At 34.7% G+C, this 20,648-nt stretch carries 15 protein-coding genes and 1 pseudogene; 8 read left to right on the top strand and 8 right to left on the bottom strand.

The genetic code is table 11. The annotated features are described in order from the left end of the window. Positions 1-2 precede the first annotated feature (2 nt). From J3495_RS02215 to J3495_RS02180, 8 genes and pseudogenes are all read left to right on the top strand, one after another. Positions 3-2,244, top strand: a pseudogene (locus tag J3495_RS02215) (GH92 family glycosyl hydrolase). Positions 2,245-2,257: 13 nt separating this feature from the next. Next, positions 2,258-4,918, top strand: coding sequence for a glycoside hydrolase family 3 protein (locus J3495_RS02210; RefSeq protein WP_210664927.1), 2,661 nt, complete (start codon positions 2,258-2,260; stop codon positions 4,916-4,918). A 240-nt stretch (positions 4,919-5,158) separates the two neighbouring features. Then, positions 5,159-8,251, top strand: coding sequence for a SusC/RagA family TonB-linked outer membrane protein (locus J3495_RS02205; protein ID WP_210664926.1), 3,093 nt, complete (start codon positions 5,159-5,161; stop codon positions 8,249-8,251). A gap of 17 nt (positions 8,252-8,268) precedes the next feature. Further along, a complete protein-coding gene (locus J3495_RS02200) occupies positions 8,269-9,855 on the top strand; it encodes a SusD/RagB family nutrient-binding outer membrane lipoprotein (protein WP_210664925.1) in 1,587 nt (528 codons plus the stop codon). A 106-nt stretch (positions 9,856-9,961) separates the two neighbouring features. Continuing rightward, a complete protein-coding gene (locus J3495_RS02195) occupies positions 9,962-11,014 on the top strand; it encodes a sialidase family protein (protein ID WP_210664924.1) in 1,053 nt (350 codons plus the stop codon). Positions 11,015-11,762: 748 nt separating this feature from the next. Then, positions 11,763-12,167: a hypothetical protein gene (locus J3495_RS02190; protein WP_210664923.1), complete on the top strand. Its 405-nt coding sequence runs from the start codon at positions 11,763-11,765 to the stop codon at positions 12,165-12,167. 230 nt (positions 12,168-12,397) lie between these two features. Further along, positions 12,398-12,784 (top strand): helix-turn-helix transcriptional regulator, encoded by a 387-nt coding sequence (locus tag J3495_RS02185; RefSeq protein ID WP_210664922.1) that lies wholly within the window; start codon positions 12,398-12,400, stop codon positions 12,782-12,784. A gap of 90 nt (positions 12,785-12,874) precedes the next feature. Then, entirely contained in the window at positions 12,875-13,513 is a 639-nt protein-coding gene (locus tag J3495_RS02180) for a M15 family metallopeptidase (RefSeq protein ID WP_210664921.1), read from the top strand. Here J3495_RS02180 and J3495_RS02175 read toward each other — a convergent pair. The 8 genes from J3495_RS02175 to tsaD all read right to left on the bottom strand — a co-directional run bounded on the left by J3495_RS02175 (position 13,510) and on the right by tsaD (position 20,463). After that, positions 13,510-14,076: a hypothetical protein gene (locus tag J3495_RS02175; RefSeq protein ID WP_210664920.1), complete on the bottom strand. Its 567-nt coding sequence runs from the start codon at positions 14,074-14,076 to the stop codon at positions 13,510-13,512. The genes J3495_RS02180 and J3495_RS02175 overlap by 4 nt on opposite strands. Before the next feature lie 2 nt (positions 14,077-14,078). Beyond that, positions 14,079-15,260 carry a THUMP-like domain-containing protein gene (locus tag J3495_RS02170; RefSeq protein WP_210664919.1) on the bottom strand — a complete coding sequence of 394 codons (1,182 nt, stop codon included), beginning with the start codon at positions 15,258-15,260 and terminating at the stop codon, positions 14,079-14,081. 2 nt (positions 15,261-15,262) lie between these two features. Then, the gene (locus J3495_RS02165; protein WP_210664918.1) at positions 15,263-16,354 is read right to left on the bottom strand and encodes an AI-2E family transporter; all 1,092 of its coding nucleotides are present in this window, start codon (positions 16,352-16,354) and stop codon (positions 15,263-15,265) included. Positions 16,355-16,459: 105 nt separating this feature from the next. Beyond that, positions 16,460-17,410, bottom strand: coding sequence for a zinc metalloprotease (locus J3495_RS02160; RefSeq protein ID WP_210664917.1), 951 nt, complete (start codon positions 17,408-17,410; stop codon positions 16,460-16,462). Positions 17,411-17,563: 153 nt separating this feature from the next. Next, positions 17,564-18,064, bottom strand: coding sequence for a TrmH family RNA methyltransferase (locus J3495_RS02155; RefSeq protein WP_210664916.1), 501 nt, complete (start codon positions 18,062-18,064; stop codon positions 17,564-17,566). Positions 18,065-18,074: 10 nt separating this feature from the next. After that, positions 18,075-18,713 carry a DUF4159 domain-containing protein gene (locus J3495_RS02150; protein WP_210664915.1) on the bottom strand — a complete coding sequence of 213 codons (639 nt, stop codon included), beginning with the start codon at positions 18,711-18,713 and terminating at the stop codon, positions 18,075-18,077. Between the two features lie 16 nt (positions 18,714-18,729). Further along, positions 18,730-19,443, bottom strand: coding sequence for a 16S rRNA (uracil(1498)-N(3))-methyltransferase (locus tag J3495_RS02145; protein WP_210664914.1), 714 nt, complete (start codon positions 19,441-19,443; stop codon positions 18,730-18,732). A 3-nt stretch (positions 19,444-19,446) separates the two neighbouring features. After that, positions 19,447-20,463, bottom strand: a complete 1,017-nt coding sequence (gene tsaD, locus J3495_RS02140) for a tRNA (adenosine(37)-N6)-threonylcarbamoyltransferase complex transferase subunit TsaD (RefSeq protein WP_210664913.1) — start codon at positions 20,461-20,463, stop codon at positions 19,447-19,449. Positions 20,464-20,648 lie beyond the last annotated feature (185 nt).

Below are 20,648 nucleotides of genomic sequence, written 5' to 3'. Positions count from 1 at the left end.
TTATGTTTTTGACAAAAAAGATAACCATACAAACAGCATGTTGTTTTTGCATGCTGTTTTTTAGCATCACTATTTTTGCACAGCAACCGGCAGATTTTGTCAATCCGTTTATCGGGACTTCTAATTATGGAGCGACTTTTCCGGGACCTATTGCACCAAGAGGAATGGCGAGTATTAGTCCTTTTAATGTTGCTGGATCTCAAAATGCATTAGAAAAAGACAGTCAGTGGTTATCAAATCCGTATGTAAATGAAAACACATTTCTCACCGGATTCAGTCAGGTCAATATTAGCGGCGTTGGTTGCCCTGATTTAGGCGTTATTTTAGTAATGCCAACTACGGGAATGGTAGAAACAGACCATTTAAAATACGGTTCTACGTATTCCAACGAAATTGCAAAAGCGGCTTATTACAGCGTACAACTTGATAAATATAATGTTAAAGGCGAATTTACCGCCTCAAAAAGAGTAGGTGTAAGCAAGTTTACTTTCCCGAAAGGGCAATCAAATGTTCTGTTAAATCTTGGTTTAGGTTTAACCAATGAAGAAGGCGCTATGGTAAAAATAGTATCTTCTACAGAAATAGAAGGAATGCGAAGCGTTGGGTCATTTTGTTATAATAGCCCAGAAGATACTTATCCCGTATATTTTGTAGCAAAATTTTCTAAACCAGCCAACAAGTTCGGAGTTTGGAAAAAAACATCAAAATATAAAGGTCTAGAAGCACAATGGATGACCTACAATGGTAAAACCAGAATGATGGACAATACCATTAAAACGGTAGTGGGCGATAGCATTGGCACATATTTTTCATATCAATTTGATAAGGAAGAAAGCGTTGAAGTTAAAATTGGAATTTCTTACGTAAGTATCGAAAATGCTCGTGAAAACTTAGAAAAAGAAACCGGAAACAAATCGTTTGACGCCGTTTATAAAGAAACGTATAAAGAATGGAACGAAGAACTTTCTAAAATTCTAGTCGAAGGTGGTTCAAAAGATGATAAAACGATTTTTTATACTGCTTTGTATCATACTTTAATTCATCCCAATACATTAAATGATGTAAACGGAGAATATCCTGAAATCAAAAGAAAGAAGATTGGTAAGACTTTAGGAACCCGTTATACCGTATTTTCTTTATGGGATACGTATAGAAACGTGCATCCGTTGACGTCTTTAGTTATACCCTAAACAACAATCTGATATGATAAAAAGCATGTTGGATATGTATGATGAAAACGGCTGGTTGCCCAAATGGGAATTAAATTCTACCGAGACTTTTACTATGGTAGGTGATCCTGCGAGTATCGTTATAGTTGATGCCTGCTTAAAAGGAATTCAGGATTTTGATATTTACAAAGCATATTATGCAATGTTAAAAGGGGCAGATCAGATTGAAAATAATCCGTTGCGTCCCGGTCTTAAAGATTATATCGAAAAAGGCTATTTAACAACAAATGATCGTGGCCCAGTTTCTACAACTCAGGAATATAATGCTTCAGATTATGCGATTTCACTTTTAGCGAAAGCTTTGGGTAAAAAAGAAGATTATAAGCGTTTTACTAATCGTTCATTATCCTACAGAAAATTATATGACAAAGAGTTAAAATTACTCCGACCAAGAACCGCTAACGGAAAATGGTACGAACCTTTTGATCCTGTAGCAGGAGCTAATTTTCAGGAAAATGTTGGCTTTATCGAAGGCAATGCCTGGCAATATGCTTTTATGGTGCCACATGATATTGTTGGACTTAAAAAATTAATGGGCGGTGATAAAGCCTTCTCCGATCAATTGCAAAAAGTCTTTGATACCAAACAATTTGATATGGCCAATGAGCCTGATATTGCTTATCCGTATTTATTCAATTATGTAAAAGGAGAAGAATGGAAAGCACAGGAAATGGTAAAAAAACTGGTGAAAGAGTATTTTCAGAATAAACCCAAAGGATTACCAGGAAATGATGATACGGGAACAATGTCGGCCTGGTTAGTATATTCTATGATGGGTATTTATCCAATTTCTCCTGGTGATCCAATTTATACGATTACAGCACCAATGTTTCATAGAATCACAATCAAATTAGATCCTGCATATTATAAAAAAGAAAGCATTGTAATTGAAAGACAAATCAATAATGATGGAAAAATCAATTCGATTGAGCTAAACGGAAAACCACTTAATAGCTTTTTTATTTCGCATGAAGATTTTGTGAATGGAAAAACACTAAAAGTGATTCAAAATTAAAAACAATACCACTATGTTACAAGTAAGAATGAAAAAGACAGCCATTATTTTTGTAATGGCTGTAGGTTTTTTAAACCATGCCGAAGCGCAAAAAAAATATCCTTACCAAGACCCTAAATTACCGGTTGAAGAGAGAGTAAAAGACTTGTTAAGCCTAATGACTCTTGAGGAAAAGGCACGCCAAATGGACATGTACAAAGGTGAATTTTTTAAAGAAAAGGAAGATTTTTCGAAATCTAAATCGGATTTAAAAATAGGCAATTTAGGCATCGGTGCCATTCATGATCTTTATCCGCGTTCGGCAAAAATGATCAATGATCTTCAGAGTGAAGTGATAAAAAAGAACAAATGGGGGATTCCTGCACTGATCATGTGCGAGATGCTTCACGGCTATTTAGATGACGGAAGCACCGCTTTTCCTATGAATATTGGTTTGGGCGCAACTTGGGATACTAATTTGATGGATAAAGTTGGAAAAGTAATAGGAACTGAAGCCCGAGCGCATGGCGTTCATTTTGGTTTAGGCCCTAATCTTGATGTTGGTCGTGAACCACGCTGGGGCAGAGTAGCAGAGACTTTTGGCGAAGATGTTTATTTGGTGGGAGAAATGGGTACTGCGATGATCAAAGGAATGCAAGGTGATGATTTTAAATCTGATCGTTCTATAATTGCAGAACCCAAACATTTTGCGGTGCACGGTATTCCACAAGCGGGAGGCAATTCATCTCCGGTTTTGGTTGGAGAACGTTCGGCACGCGAAGATTTTTTACCTTCATTTGAAAAAGCTTTTACTAAAGGAAATGCGCTCGGTACCATGTGTGCCTATTCTGAACTTGACGGAATTCCTTGTGCCGCAAATCATTGGTTGTTGACAGATGTTTTGCGTAAAGAATGGGGTTTCAAAGGAATTGTAGTTTCGGATTTAGGGGCTATAAAATACCTTCAAACGACACATTATGTTACTAATTCTCCAAAAGAAAGCATCAGAGAAGCTGTGGCTGCGGGAGTAGACATGCAGTTTTATGATTTCACTAATGAGTTTTGGCAACAAAGCATCATTGAATTGGTGAATGAAAAAAAACTAACCATGGAGCAAATCGACCGTGCTGCAGGTGGTGTTTTAAGACTTAAATTTTTGTTAGGCTTATTTGAAAATCCTTATACCGATAAAAATTTGATCAAGGAACGTTTTCATACTAAAGAGAATCAGGATATTGCTTTAGAAGCAGGTCGTAAATCGATTGTTTTATTGAAGAATCAAGATCAAATTTTGCCTTTAAATAAAGATATAAAAACGATTGCAGTTATAGGCCCCAATGCAGATGCTTCGAGATTAGGAGGTTATTCTGTAAAAAATAAGGTAGGAACCACAGTTTTGGAAGGTGTAAAACAAGTTGTGGGTGCTAATACCAATGTGTTGTATGAAGAAGGAGTTTCTTTGATTGTAAAAGGACAAATTATTCCGTCAAAATTTTTATTTACTCCTGATGGATCTCAAAACGGATTAAAAGGAGAATATTTTAATAACAGAAATGTAGAAGGAAATCCGGTTTTGACGCGTATCGACAGTCAGTTAGAGTTTGACTGGCCTTGGTCTCCGGGTGATGGCGTTACAGATGATGATTTCTCTATTCGCTGGACGGGTTACATTCAATCAGAAAAGGCATTTGACGGCTGGTTGGGTTTAAGTTCGGATGACGGAATCAGAATGTGGATTGACGATCAATTGGTGATTGACAACTGGACAAAAGGAGCGACAAGCATGGTAACAACTCCAAAAAATATCGAAGCGGGCAAAAAATACAAAGTCCGTATCGAGATGTGGGAAGGCGGCTGGGGAGCCAGAGCGCACTTGCGTTGGAATTTAGAAAAAGTAAACTTTCAACCTGCGATAGATATTGCTAAAAAATCAGATGTTGCAATTGTGGTTTTAGGCGAATCAAACGAATTGGTTGAAGAAAACAGAGATGTTGCTTCATTAGATTTACACGGAATGCAGCAAGAATTGATAGAGGCGATTCAAAAAACTGGAACTCCGGTAGTTTGTGTATTGTTAAATGGTCGTCCCCTTTCGACCAACTGGATCAGCGAAAATATTCCTGCTCTTGTAGAAGGCTGGTTTCCCGGTGAAGCAGGAGGAAAGGCTGTAGCCGATGTTTTGTTTGGGAATTATAATCCGGGTGGAAGATTGCCTATCACGGTTCCGAAATCTGTTGGGCAATTGCCTATTTATTATAACCAAAAACCATCAGCGATACACCGATATGTGAGTGAAAGCGAAAACCCATTGTATACTTTTGGGTACGGTTTGAGTTATACCAAATTCGATTATTCAAATTTTACTTTAAATTCTAAAGAAATAAAGGCCGACGGAGTATTAAAAGTTAGCGTAGAGGTAAAAAACACAGGAAATTATGATGGAGATGAAGTAGTACAATTATACATTAATGATGTTTACAGTTCTGTAACAACTCCGAGAAAAACATTAAAAGGGTTTAAAAGAATATTTATCAAAAAAGGAGAAACTCAAAAGGTTGAATTTACATTGACTGCTGATGAACTTTCTATCTGGAACCGCGAAATGAAAAAGGTTGTAGAACCAGGTGATTTTGAAGTTATGGTTGGAGGCAATTCTACCGATCTGCAAAAGTTAACTTTTAAGGTTTTAGAGTAATAGAAAATAAGATAATCAACTTTTTAAGTGTTTTATATAGAATACTTTTAAAAATTTACAAATTGACTAGATTAATAACATGTTAACTTCCAAAAAGTAAGGATTTTAATAGAAAAAAATGACTGTTTTGAGCAAAGTTTAACCAACACCTTTTCAAAATTGTCATTTGTCGAAATAATGATTTACTTAACAAAACGGATTCCTAAATTTAACATGTTATTAACTCAAAAAACAACCTATATGATTAAAGACGTACTAAAATTACTGTTCGTTTTCTGCTTATTCGGATTTCAGAATCTACAAGCACAAACTACAGTAAAAGGAACGATAACAGAGGCTGGAAGCGGGATTCCAATTCCAGGAGCAAATGTTGTTGTAAAAGGAACCAAAACAACTGTATCTACAGATTTTGATGGTAAATACAGTATAAATGTTTCAAATCAATCAGCGATTTTAGTGTTTTCTTATGTAGGCACTGCTACAAAAGAAATTCCTGTTGCAGGACAGACCACTATAAATGTAGCTTTAGGCCCAGACACACAGCAACTAGGTGAAGTAGTAGTAACGGCTTTGGGTATCAAGAGACAGAAAAAAGCTATTACGTATTCTGCTCAAAACATTGATGTAGGTGAGGTTTCTCAGGCAAGGTCTCTTAACGTGGCCAACTCCCTTTCGGGTAAAGTTGCGGGACTTAACTATTCTACGACTTCAAATGGTGTGGGTAGTTCGTCAAGAATTACTTTAAGGGGTAACAGATCTCTTAATGGTAACAATCAGCCTTTATATGTAGTAGATGGTGTGCCAATTAGCAACGGAACCACAACTGGTAATCCTGATATTGATACAGGAGGAACTACACAGCCGGATGGTATTTCGAATATTAACCCTGAAGATATTGCATCTATGACGGTTCTAAAAGGACCTTCTGCTGCAGCTCTTTACGGAAACAGAGCGAGTAACGGGGTTATTATTATTACGACCAAATCTGGCGCTGCTGGTAAAACTTCGGTTTCGTTATCTTCTAATTTTATGGCTTCTACAGCTTATGATCTGACAAATTTTCAAAATGAGTACGGACAGGGAGATCAAGGTGTTTATAATCCGATCTCTGTATCAAGCTGGGGAGGAAAATTAGACGGAAGTCAGGTTTCAGCATGGCAGTTGGCTCGTAATCCTAATTATTCAGGTCCTGCTACTACAGACTATTCGGCACAACCCAATAATGTTATTGATTTTTACAAAACAGGATATAATTTGGCCAATACATTATCTGTTACTACAGGAAACGAAAAGGCACAAGGTTATTTTTCATACACAAATACTCGCGCAGAAGGTATTGTGGGAGGAAATGCTTTAGACAGACATAATCTTAACTTAAGATTGACAAGCAAATTGTCTGATAAATTTTCTTTAGATGTAAAAACAAACTATATCATTCAGAATATTGATAATTTATTAAGAACGGGTGAAGAGTCTATTGGTACTTCGGCTTACTTATTGCCTCGTAGTATTAAATTTAATGAATACAGAGATTTTGAATATACCGATGCTGCTGGACAATTGCAACAAAACTATTTTATAGACGAAGCAGGATCTCCGGGCGGAAACCCATACTGGTCTGCATTACGCGATGATTCTCGTAAAGACAAAAGAAACAGATTTATTGGTCTTGCATCTCTTAAATATGATATTACCAATACGGTTAGTTTGCAAGTAAGAGCCGGTTTGGATCAAATGACCAATAAAGCAGTGAGAAACAGGTATGCAACCAGAGCTTTTAATAATAATTTAGGTTCTTATACAGAGTCTTACGAAACAGTAAGTGAGTTCAATACAGATGCATTGCTTTCGTACAAAGAGACTTTTGGTGATTTTACTATTGGTCTTAATGCGGGTGCCAACATGCTAAAACAATCTAGTTCTGGGTTAAGCTCTGGTGGGGTTTTAAGCAAAAGAAATTATTTTTCTTTGATTAATGTTGCCACCGTAGGATCTAGTTCGACAATGTCAGAAAAGCAAGTAAATTCGGTTTACGGATTTTCTCAAATCGGATTCAAAAATTATTTGTTCTTAGATCTAACAGCTAGAAACGATTGGTCTTCTGCTTTGCCTTCTAATAACCGATCTTTCTTCTATCCTTCAGTAGGTCTTTCTGCTGTAGTATCAGATATGGTTACTTTGCCGGAACTTATTAGCTTTGTTAAATTAAGAGGATCTTATGCAAAAGTAGGTAACGATACAGATCCTTACCAGACCAGTTCTCAATTGTCTTATATTGGGGGTAATGGTGGTATGCTGTATTCTCAAACTACTGCTGCAAATCCTAATTTGAAACCAGAGATGTCTACTTCTACAGAGTTTGGTGTTGATGTTAGATTTCTAAAAAATCGTTTAGGTTTAGATTTTACTTATTTTCAAACAAAAACGGCAGATCAAATCTTTTACATCAATACGCCTGAATCTTCTTCAAAATCAAGAGCCGTGCTTAACGGAGGAGATATCGAAAATAAAGGTATAGAGCTTACGCTTACAGCAACTCCGGTGCAAACAGAAAATTTCACTTGGGATATTATGGCCAATTATGCTTCTTACAAATCCAAAATCACTTCTATTTATGATGATAGAGAAGAATTGGTGATTGGAGAAGGAAGGTTGGTGAGAAGTAAAGTTATCAAAGGTGGTGAATATGGTGATTTGTACATCAAAGGTTTTCAAAGAACACCAGAGGGACAAATTATTGTAAACGCTGCAGGTATTCCTTTGGCAACTGACGATTTTAGTGTTCGTGCGGGTAACTTTAACCCAGATTGGACGGCTGGTTTTAAAAATAATTTTAGATATAAAGATTTTTCACTTAGTTTCCTTGTTGATTTTAGAATTGGTGGAGAGGTTATTTCTTATACACAAGCAAGACAAGCTGGTTTAGGGGTAAGTGATGTTACTTTAGCAGGAAGAGAAGGCGGAATTGTAGTTGATGGTGTTGTTGCCAGCGGAGGAACTTTTGTTCCAAACACTACAAGTATCACTGCAGAACAATACTGGACAGCAATTGGTCAAAGAACTCCTGTAGCAGAACCTTTTATTTATGATGCTACAAACATCCGATTGAGAGAACTTGTTTTCGGGTATTCATTGCCAAAACGTATGTTGCAGAATACTGGTTTTGCCAGTATGGATTTCTCTTTAGTAGGAAGAAATTTATTCTTCTTCCTGAATGAAGCGAAATACTTTGATCCAGAAGCCGGTGCCGGTACAGGAAACTTACAAGGTATCGAATCTTTTAATATTCCTTCAACCAGAGAATATGGTGTGAATGTAAAGTTTGGATTTTAATTTAAAAAAGAGATAACATGAAAAACAATAATAAAATTAAAACAATCGTTGCTGTCTTATCGATGGTCTCCGTTTTTTCAAGCTGTACGCAGGATTTTGATGAAATAAACACCAATAAAAATGCTTTGACCGAAGATCAATTAGATCAAACTCTTGCAGGTCCAGCCTTTGCATCAGCATTGTATGCCGGGATACACAATGGTTCTTATTCTTCGCCGGGTGTAGATGATCAAGGTACCTGGGGTATTGCAACGGGTATACTACCGTCTACTTTTACACAATATCTTAGTTGTGGATACGGAACAGAAAGAAATGCATTTGTAAACGGTTATGAAGGACGCGGATGGTTACGATTTTATACCGTTGCCGTTCCTGCTTTAAACAATGCTATCAAAGCATCTGCAGGAAATGAAGATGCTCTTGCAGTCCTAAAAATCTGGAAAGTATTTATGTACAATCAGATGACTGATGCTTATGGACCAATTCCTTACACTGAAGCAGGAAATAACAAAGAAAAAGTTCCTTATGACAGTGTTGAATTTATTTACGAAGACTTTTTTAAATTGCTTGACGAAGCCAATGCTACTCTTAATAGTACTACTGCCACTACGGTAGGTACTCTTCAGCCCAACGATAGAATATATTCTGGGAATGTGCAAAACTGGAAAAGATTTGGAAACAGTCTTAGATTGCGTTTGGCTTTAAGAATTTCGGATATACAACCGGCAAAAGCAAAAACTCAGGCAGAAGCTGCTGTTGCTGCAGGTGTGATAGAAACCAATGAGCAAAGTGCGACTTTTAAAGTGAGTAACATTACCCCAAACAACATGAACATGATTGTAAATGCATGGGGTTATTATATGACTGCTTCTATGGAAAGTCTTCTTGTAGGATATGATGATCCTAGATTGGCAAAATGGTTTTCTCCTATAGATACAGGTGTTTATCAAGGGCGACCTGTTGGAGGTTTACAAGGTCAGTTCGGAACTACAAAATTTTCTATGTTTAATAATGACGTTTTAGGAAGCGGTGCTAACGGAAGTCTGAGCGAAACTAAAAATATCGAAATCTTTATGGCTTCTGAAAATTATTTAAGCAGAGCAGAAGGTGCTTTAAATGGATGGAGTATGGGTGGTACTGCCCAAAGTCTTTATGAGCAAGGTATTACATTATCTTTAAGACAATGGGGCATAACAGATCCTGCCGTTATTGCAAATTATATTGCCGGAACATCTACGCCAAGTGTACCCAACGTAGCTGCAGCTTACCCAACTCTGGATTTGCAGACAGTTCCTGTAACTCTTCCTGTGGCATGGTCGGCTTCTACAGCAGATCAACGTACTCAAATTGCGGTTCAGAAATATTTGGCAGTTTTCCCGGAATCTTGGGAGGCATGGGCAGATTTGCGCAGAAGCGATGCTAAAGTAATTTACCCAATACTTAACACAGACAATGTAGAAGCGGGTGTTGGTAAAAGCTTAATGAAACGTGTGATTTTTGTTACCAACGAATATTCATCAAATAGAGAAGCTGTTACAGATGCTATCTCAAAATTGGGTGGTCCTGACTCAGGAGGTACAAAACTTTGGTGGGATACTAAATAAATAAAATGAAGTAATGATAGTGAGTTTCGTTACTTATTAGATAGAAGGAGAGGTAACTCTCCTTTTATTTTTTTACTTAATTTAAAAATTAATTTTTGGCTTAACCATGATTTCAACAGTAAAAAAAGCAATATCTTTAGTAGTTTTAATGTGCTTTTCGGTGTCGTTTGCTCAGAAAACGCCGGAAGCAATCCATATAATGACTCGTTTTATAGCAGATTCTCCCGTAACGGCAAACAGTCACGCTGCAACATTAGTTGAGGTAAAGCCTAATAAATTGATGGCAGCCTGGTTCGGCGGGAAATATGAGGGTGCCAAAGATGTCGGTATTTACTGTGCTACTTTCAAAGAAAACAAATGGTCGGAACCACAAAATCTAGTGGCTCCCGCTATTATACATAAGGATACATTGCCTTGCTGGAATCCTGTGTTATTCAAAAGTAAAAGCAAATGTCTTTATTTATTTTATAAAGTGGGTAAAAATCCAAGAGAGTGGGTTGGTGCCATGATTACTTCAAAAGATGATGGCAACACTTGGAGTGCTCCTCAATATTTGCCTAAAGGAATATTGGGTCCTATCAAAAACAAACCTATCGAAACAACACCCGGTACTATTTTGTGTGGCAGCAGCACAGAAAGTGTCGAAAATAATCAGTGGCGTGTACATGTCGAGAGCTATAATGAAACCAATAATACCTGGCAGAAAATACTTGTAGATAACAAAAATAATTTCGATATCATTCAACCCACTTTTTTAATACATCCTAACACCAAAATTCAGATGTTATCCAGAAGCAAGCACAATAAACTGATTGCGAGCTGGTCAGATGACGAGGGAAAAAATTGGACAAAGACTGACTCGATCAATGTTGTAAATTCTAACTCCGGAATCGATGCCGTAACGCTGCCCAATCATTCCTTTTTATTAGTGAATAATCCGCTGCCCCAAGGAAAAGACTGGTTTAACGGTCGTAATGTATTAGATGTCGAATATTCTAAAGAAGGTATAATTTGGAAAAAAATCATCGATCTCGAAAACCAACCCGAAGGTGAGTTTAGCTATCCGGCTATCATTCAATCTTTCGATAAAAAAATTCATGTTTTATATACTTACAACCGTAAATATATCAAGCATGTAACTTTTGAATTGAAGTCATAAAAAGCAAAAAGGCTCTTTAATTCTTTTTCCAAAATTCCCTCCAACCACAAATGGCTTCTAAAAATTGAATTAGTACTCCACATAATTCAATTTGCAATTATAATAATTGAGTTATGAGTTAACATAATTTAATTTACGATTTTTACAATCAAATTTGTAGGTGTTACAACTTAATTTATAATTCACATAATTGAATTACAGGAACCGTAGATTATTATAAAAATTTACATAATTTCTACAATAAAGAGCCTGTTATTCAATTCTCGTATACAGTGTTTTTATTTCCATAATATTTTAATAAAAAAAACTCTTTTTTTAAGCATTTTTTTATTTTCAAAATGGTTGTTTGGTTTTACAAAAACGCAGTATTTTGACTTGCTCACCTGCTGTCTTATCAAGAGCAATTTTGTCTTCAAAAACAGGACAAAAAAATCTTGTTTGATGCTTCTAATTATTTATAATTGTATAGCCAAAAACAACTTTTTTTTGCTCAAAGTTGTACTACTATTCCTTACAAGCATTTTATACAGTAAAAACATCGGTTTATAGATTTAATTATAACATTTAGTTATATTCTATAATGGTTATTGTAAGAAAAAAAAGAGTATAATGATTAATATTGCTATCAATAGATGAGTTTTTATGAATTCATTAATTCATGTCTTATTTTTGACTTTTTAAATATTAATTTATTTGAAAATATTGGTAAAATCGATCATCCTTTTTTCTAAATTATTTACTTATAATTATGTTCATCACTCTTACCTCAGATCAAGTACAGTTTAATTATGGATCCAAAAAATGGCACTATCAGTTTGAAGAGATAGTACAATTGGCATTGCTTAAAAAAAAGAAAATCTATTTCCTCGAAAATGCCACTTTCATTGCCATTACTGCATTAGCTTACTACATTATGGTTTTTTCAGATGTTAACGAAATGTATTATATAGTGCCAACACTTTTTTGTTACACTATTATTATCGTCTTACGCTTTCAAAACCCTTCAGAATTTGAGTATTATCTTGTTGTCCGGAATATCTATCAGAAAGAAACAAAAATCAAAATAAAATCAGAACATAAGAACGTCATCGCAAAACAAATAGATGAGTATCTAGACGTTGCCTATCATCGTGTTTTAAAGAAAAATGCTTAGATTTTTGTACCCATGTTAACACGCACCCTCTCCCATTACGATCTCGCTTTTATTGTTGTAGCGGTCGTATATGGTTTTATTATTACTACTCGAAAAAAATAACGAGAAACTGTTTCATCAATCTATTATTGAAATGGTTTTTGATATTTAACATAAAATAAAGACAGTTGCACGCTACAAAGTCTAGTGATGCGGCTGTCTTTCTGTACAAGCCCCCCAAACCACAAGATATGACAACTTCGATAAAAAATAAAATAAAAAGTATTAGAGAATTAAAAAATTACACGCAGGAATATATGGCCAAACAATTAGGCGTTACGCAGGCAGGTTACAGTAAAATAGAAAAAGGAATTACAATTTTATCCTATGAAAAATTAGTTGCAATAGCACACATTTTAGAAGTCAGCGTAGAAGACATCATCAGTTTTGATAGGCAGAAATATTTTAATAGTTTTAATAATGTAAAAGGCAATAATAACGGGAGTGTTCTCATAAATTCGGATAATTCTGTTGCTCTGAAAAAGCTATACGAAGACAAAATAAAATTACTCGAAAAATTATTAGACAGAACTGAAGGAGAACTTGATCGCTACAAAGAAAAGTACGGCAAGATTTAAATTTTTCCTGACATGAGTTTCCTATTCAAGTTCTGGCTGGATGCAATAAATTATTGCTATATTTACTTTTAGGAATAAAACATCATTTTCATGAAATCATTTGCAAAGCCTTTATTTTTTTTAATTTGCATTTTCTGTGTCGTCTCTTCAAATGCACAGACGCAAGATAGTGCAGGAGTTTCAGACACTACATTTGTAAACTTAAAAGAGTATAGTAAAGATTTTATTTATGATATGAAATATGCCTCTGAAGATAATTTTTTGAAAGCAAAAGTATACGATTGTGCCGAATGTTTTTTGCGTTTAAAGACTGTTAAAGCCTTGATCGAAGCCAATAAAAGTTTTATAAAAAAAGGATATAAAATAAAACTCTACGACTGCTATAGACCTTTATCTATACAGAAAAAAATGTGGGAAATCGTGCCCAATCCAGAGTATGTAGCAAATCCGAAAAAAGGCTCCATCCATAATAGAGGAGGAGCCGTTGATATTTCTTTGGTCGATGCCAGTGGAAAAGAATTAGATATGGGAACTTCTTTTGATTTTTTTGGAATTGAAGCAAGTCACAATTATAGCAAATTTTCTAAAGAAATTATTTCAAATAGAAAATTTTTAAAAAATGTAATGATAAAAAATGGTTTCCAGTCATTTGATTCAGAATGGTGGCATTATAATTTAAAAACAGGATTGAAAGATAAAGTTTCTAATCAAAAATGGAACTGCAATTAGTTTTGAATGCATCGAATATTGTCGATAAAATAAGTCTCCGGATGAAAGACTTTACCGTCCATTTCAGAGGTTAACTCACTTTTTAGGATATAATCTTCGGTATCTGTCAAATATTTGATGCGCATTATCGTAACGGGAGAATTTTTAAGTTCCTCAAAGTTATCTTTCATAAACATAAACATTCCAGAGTTGATCCTGTTATTAAAACCTTTATCACGAATAAGCGTCCCGCAATTTTCCTGATTAACAGAAATTAAGGTTACAATTTTTCCGTTCTGCAATTGCAAAAATATTTTGGAGTTTTTGTCAAAACAATTGGCTTTTATAAAATCTTTGCTTTTTTGTATCAATTGTACATTCAAAGTTGGCAAACCATCTGTTTGCGCCAAGGCAAAAAAGATATAGTTAGACGTTCCTGCAAAGTTTTTTTCGCTCACTAAGGTTTCCGGTGTTATTTTGTAGGTGCCAATAGAGTCGTTTACGTTGGTGGTATATTCGCAAGGTTTTTGTGAAAAAGAAGTGCAACTTAACAGCAAAAAAGTTAATGTAATTAGGTATTTCATGTTTAATTTATTTTTCTGCAAATTAAAACTATTTTGTTATCATTTTTATCAGTTGTAAAAAAACAATAACAATTTCCCCCATTTTTTATTTTCCACTTTTTTCGAATGTTTTCTACAGTCTCCGGAAAGTTACGTGTTGTGATATTGGCTTGTTTGTTTTGCAACTCAATTTTCATTTCGTTTTTATGGTATGAAATGGTTTTTTCGATCTCAAAGCTTCGTCCGGGAAAATCAATTAACGTCTCAGAAGTATATAAATGAGAGTGTTTATGAAGTTTATGTATTTTAAAGGTGGTACTTACTTCTTCAAAACCGCCAGATTTCATGATCGCTGCATTGGGTTCATACAAGTATTTTTGAGGCAGTTCATAATTGGAAAACTCTTTTTCATCGTCCAGAATAAAATTGAAAGTCTCTGTTTTTTCTTTTAAAATATTAGCAGTTTTGATACTTATTTTGCCCAAATACTGATTGTGAATTTCAAAAAGCAATTCTTTTACTTCATTATCTAAAGCAATAATATGAATATTTTTTACAAATTTTAATTCTGATAGACCAGCTGAAAGATCCAGTAAAGGAGCTGTTTTTATTAGAATGGCATTTGATTTTTCAAAATAAAGCGGCAATAATTCGGGAACATTTGGCAAACAGTCTTTCAGTAAAAAAACTTTTCCTTTAGCATCATTTCGTCTTGAGGGGTCAATATAAATCCAGTCCCATTTTGTGCCTGATTCTTTTATTAAATTGATAGAATCACCTGCATAACAAAAACAATTTTCAACTTGTAATTGCTTAAAGTTATGCTGTACAATTGCCGAAAGTTCGGGATTTATTTCGCAATGTGTAATTGCATCAAATCGTTTGGCAAAGTAATAATCATCTACTCCAAAACCGCCTGTTAGGTCAATGAGGGTTTCGCCAGAAACTAAAGAAGCCTTGTACGCTGCCGTTTTTTCAGAAGAGGTTTGCTCTACCGAAACTTTACTCGGATAGATAATATTTTGAGTTGTAAACCAAGTTGGTAGTTTCTCTTTTGCTTTGGTTTTGGCTTCAATTTGATTTAAAATCAAAATCCAGTCTACCTCTGGAAAAGGATTTTTCTGAAGTGCTAATTGAGCAATTGAGGCGCCAATATTATTAGTTATAAATTCTTGAATATCGTTGCTTAAAATAGGAGTGTTCAAGGTCAAATTCTTTCGGTTAGTACAGATACAATTTTGTTGTCCGGAAAAAATTCTTTCAAAATTACTTTTAGCATTGTATAGACGGGAACAGCAATGATCATTCCAACAATTCCAAAGGTTATTCCACTGATTAAAGTGATAAGAAAAATTTCCAGCGGATGCGAATTTACACTTTTTGATGAAATTATGGGTTGACTGATATTGTTATCGATCGCCTGAACAATCAGGAATCCGATGACAACATAAATGGTGTGAGGCAAAATTTCTGATTGAAAATCACTTCCGATAAGACTAATCATCGTTAAAATTCCAGCTAAGATGGTTCCGATGATGGGGCCTATGTAAGGAATAATGTTTAGGATGGCGCATAAAAAGGCAATCACAAAAGCATTTTTATTTCCAAAAATAATTAAAACAATTAAATACAAAATAAAAACAACGGTTAATTGTAATAGTAGACCAATAAAATAGCGTGTTAATAGATGATTGATTTTAAGGATAGAATTTAGAATTTTATCTTCATTGTTATCAGGAAGAATTTTTTTGGCACCTGCCTTAAAAATTTCTTGGTCTTTAATAAAAAAGAAAGTAATAAAAAATATAGATACTAAGCCCATTCCCATATTGGCCATAAAACCCATTATAGAATTGATAAAACCAGTAAAATAGCTAAAATCTAATTTTGATGTAATTTTGGATTCTCTTAGAACTTCATTTAAATCAAGGTGTTGTATGTTAAAATAAGTTTCTATAGCTCTTCCAGTTGTCATTAACTGTTTTTGCAAACTATCTGTATCGAGCAAGGATAAGTTATTGGCTTGCGAAATTATTAAAGGAACAAAAAGCAGAAAAAAACCAATCATGGTCAATATAAAAATTATCAGCGTAGTAGTAGCAGCCCACGAATTACTAAATTTTAATTTGTTTTTTAGAAAAATAATGAGCGGATTTGCTATCAAACAAAGTATTAAGGATATCACCAAATATACAATTACAGTTTGTATTTCATACAAAAAATATAAAATAGCAACAATTATCAAAATGGTGGCTAAAGCTCTTAAAATGCCGTTCGAAATAATTTTTGGTGTGATCATGATTTTATTTTAGTGTATAAATATAAGAAAAAGCTTTTATAATTTATAAGGCATAAAAAAAGCGAGACTTTTATATCTCGCTTTTATTTTTTTTGATTTTGAAAATTAGATTCCAAAAGCAGCTCTCGGTCCTCCAGAAAGAAAGATAGCAGCCATTCTGCTTTTTTGTCCATTAGAGAACATATACATTCCATTATCATCCGTATAATCCATGTAGTTCATAGTCATTTCTACAGGTGTACCTGAGCAAGTGCTATAATGAGGATATGCTGGAACTCCGTAATTTGCAGTATTGTGCGTAGGTGTATCAGCTACTAAATCGCTTCCACAATTTGCATCTCCCCAAATATGACGTAAATTCATCCAGTGTCCTACTTCGTGAGTACCTGTTCTTCCTAAGTTGAAAGGTGCATTTGCACTACCAGATAAACCAAAATATTTAGAGTCAATTACAACTCCATCTGTAGCAGATGATCCTCCAGGAAATTGTGCATATCCTAAAATTCCTCCACCAATGGCGCATGACCACATGTTCAATTTTGTAGTTGGAGAAGTTGGTGCAATACCTCCTTGTGCCGTTTTTTTCATGGCATCATTTGTTCCCCATGAAGTTTTAGTAGTCGATTTACGATTGATTTTTTCTAAAACAAAAGTAATTCCAACATTTGCTTTTACACCTGAAAATAATGCTGGTACACTATTATAATCAGAGTTTGCAGCATTAAAATCTTTGTTTAAAACATCGATTTGTGACTGAATTTGTGCATCAGAAATGTTTTGTGCAGTAGTTCTGTACAATACATTTACAATTACAGGAATCTCAACTTTACCATTTACTAAACGGTTTGTTAAAACTTGATTTTGAGTAAAGGCCTCAATTTCGTTCATTTTAATAGCCAAAGCAGGATTGGCTCTTAATTGGGCATCCAAAACGTCTTGTGAAGCACAGCCACGTTGTGCAATAGTGTTTGTATCTTGATCTAAATTTTCACTTTGATCATTTTGACAAGAAAAGAATACTAACGCTGCGAATGCAGATAAAAAAACTTTTTTCATAATAACTTGGTTTTTTGTTATAAAATTGTGATTTGGTTAATTAATGAAGCAATTCTATAACAAAAGTTTTAAGTAACAAAATTTTTGCTTATAATAATTTGTGAGAATTTTACAATCCCTTGTAAAATATAGTTCTTACAAAAATTTAATGAGTTAAAATTGTGAAGTTATTTCGTACAATGCTATACCTGTAGCTTGTGATACATTCATACTACTATTGTTTCCAAACATCGTAATATGAATGATTTGATGGGATATCTTTAAAATTTCTTCCGATACGCCATTAATTTCACTTCCTACAATTAAAGCTATTTTCTTACTTTGGGGAATGTTAATTTCTTTGAGCGTTTTACTGGTACTGGCAATTTCTAAAGCAATAATTTCAAAATTATTTTCTTGTAAATAGTGTACTAATTCATTGGTTTCTTCAATGACAGAGTGGGGTACGTGAAGATGTGTACTTCTGGAAGTTTTATTGATTTTACGGGGAGTAAGCGGAATATCTTTGCCTAAAAAAATAATATTTTCAACGCCAAAAGCTTCACTTATTCTAAACAATGAACCAATATTTTGCTGAAAATAGATATGATCGCAAACAAGCGTTATCGGAAACGTTTTTCTTTCAAATTGATTCTCTCCGTGAGTCAGCTGCACCGTTTTTGTATTAGTTGGTAAAAATATAGTTGAGAATATTGGCACCCATTTTTAGCGCTTTCTGACGAACTTCAATAGGGTCGTTGTTTACTTCTGCATCTTCCCATCCATCTCCCAAATCACATTCGTAAGTATAAAGCAAAACCAATTTGTTTTCTACAAAAACACCAAAAGCCTGAGGTCTTTTGGCATCGTGTTCATGAATTTTGGGTAATCCGTTGGGGAAAGGAAAAGGTTTTTGAAAAATAGGATGGTTGGCTGGAATTTCGACCAAATCGTTATTCGGGAATATTTTTTTTATTTCTTTTCGAATGTATTGATCCATTCCGTAATTATCATCAACATGAAGAAATCCTCCTCCGGTAAGATAATTTCTAAGATTGTTTACATCAGCATCACTAAAAACGACATTTCCGTGACCTGTCATGTGTACAAATGGGTACGAAAGTAAGTCGGGATTACTGGGTTCAACCGTTGATGGTTTTGCTTTTATTCGGGTATTAATATTCGAATTACAAAAATTAATTAAGTTGGGCAATGAGGTTGGATTGGCATACCAGTCGCCACCTCCGCTGTATTTCAGTAATGCGATTTCTTGCGAAAATGACGAAACAGAAACCAATACTACTAATAAGAAAAGCTTTTTCATAATTCTAAAATATCAATTACTGAATCGTTTCATTAAAAAAGACAACACTATGGCAAGCTACAATAGCAGCTGTTTCGGTTCTTAGACGTGTGTTTCCAAGCATTACAGGCTGAAAATTATTTTGGAGTGCCAAGGTAATTTCTTTATCAGAGAAATCGCCTTCGGGACCAATAAGAATCGTAACGTTCTCCTCTTTTTTCAGGACTTCTTTTAGTGATTTTTTGCCGGTTTCTTCACAATGTGCAATCAGTTGTAAGCCTTTGTTTTTTTGTTTTATGAATTCTTTAAACGAGACGGCATCATTCAGTTTTGGCAAAAAAGTTTCGTTTGATTGCTTCATCGCCGAAAGAATGATTTTCTCAAAACGCTCTTTGTTAATCACTTTTCTTTCAGAACGGTCGCAGATAATTGGCGTGATTTCCTGAATTCCAATTTCGGTAGCTTTTTCCAGAAACCATTCAAAACGATCGTTCATTTTGGTTGGAGCCACAGCCAAATGCAACCAGAATTTTGGATCAGCTGCTTTTTTAATATTTGTGACCTTAACAGCACATTTGTTGTCAGAAGCCAGCGTGATTTCAGTTTCAAACAAAAGTCCAACACCATTTGTAACGTGTAAAATGTCTGAATCTTTTTTTCGTAATACCTTAATAATATGACGACTTTCTTCTTTATCGAAAAAAAAAGTTTCAGTTGTTTCGTCTATGGCAGGATTGTAAAATAATTGCATAATTTAAAATTGAATTCTCGCTTTTGAGACTACCGAAGCAGTTTCGAAGGTATTAGATAAATATTTTTGATAGCCCACAATGCCAATCATAGCAGCGTTATCGGTCGTGTATTCAAATTTCGGAATGTACGTTTTCCAGCCATAAGGATTCTCTTTTAATCGGGTTCTGATGCCGGAATTGGCAGAAACGCCTCCGCCAATCGCGATTTGTTTGATTCCGGTTTGTTGTACCGCTAGTTTTAATTTGTCTATCAAAATTTCGATAATAGTATATTGTATCGAAGCACAAATATCATTCAGGTTTTCTTCGATAAAATTGGGATTCTCTTGTTTTTTCTTCTGAATAAAATATAAGATGGCCGTTTTTAAACCTGAAAAACTAAAATCTAACCCAGGAACTTTTGGTTTGGTGAAAACAAATGCTTTTGGATTGCCTAATTGGGCATATTTATCAATTAAGGGGCCGCCAGGATAGGGAAGTCCAAGAATTTTGGCACTCTTGTCAAACGCTTCTCCAACCGCATCATCAGTCGTTTCGCCGATGATTTCCATATCAAAAAAACTATTGACTTTTACTATTTGAGTATGGCCTCCGCTGATCGTCAAAGCCAAAAACGGAAACTCAGGTTTATCATATCCTTCTTCATCAATAAAATGTGCTAAAATGTGGGCATGCATGTGATTTACAGCAATTAACGGAATTTGCAAAGCCAATGACAGTGATTTACTGAATGAGCTTCCTACCAATAAAGAACCCATTAGTCCCGGACCTTGCGTAAAAGCAATGGCAGATAACTGTTCTTTTTGTACATTTGCTTTACGAAGCGCAGCATCAATTACAGGAACAATGTTTTGCTGATGCGCTCGAGACGCTAATTCAGGAACAACACCCCCATACTGATTGTGAATTAGCTGATTGGCCACAACATTTGAGAGTACTTTATCGTTATGTAAAACTGCCGCAGCAGTATCATCGCAGGAACTTTCGATGGCAAGAATAAAAACCTCTGGATTTTGCATATAAAGGCACGAATTTTGAATTATATTTGACGAATCAAATATTAAGATTTTCTTTAGTTAAAATTAGCAGTCAAAATTAAAGAATTTTTATCAAAACAGCCGTTCTTTGTCTGTTCAAAATAATTTTAAAATAAAACTAAATTTAATAGGTATCAAAAAAGTCAAAAAAATAGTATCTCGAACCC

Source organism: Flavobacterium geliluteum, assembly GCF_017948595.1.
Taxonomy (GTDB): Bacteria; Bacteroidota; Bacteroidia; order Flavobacteriales; family Flavobacteriaceae; genus Flavobacterium; species Flavobacterium flavipigmentatum.
This window is presented reverse-complemented; position numbering and strand designations above follow the sequence as displayed.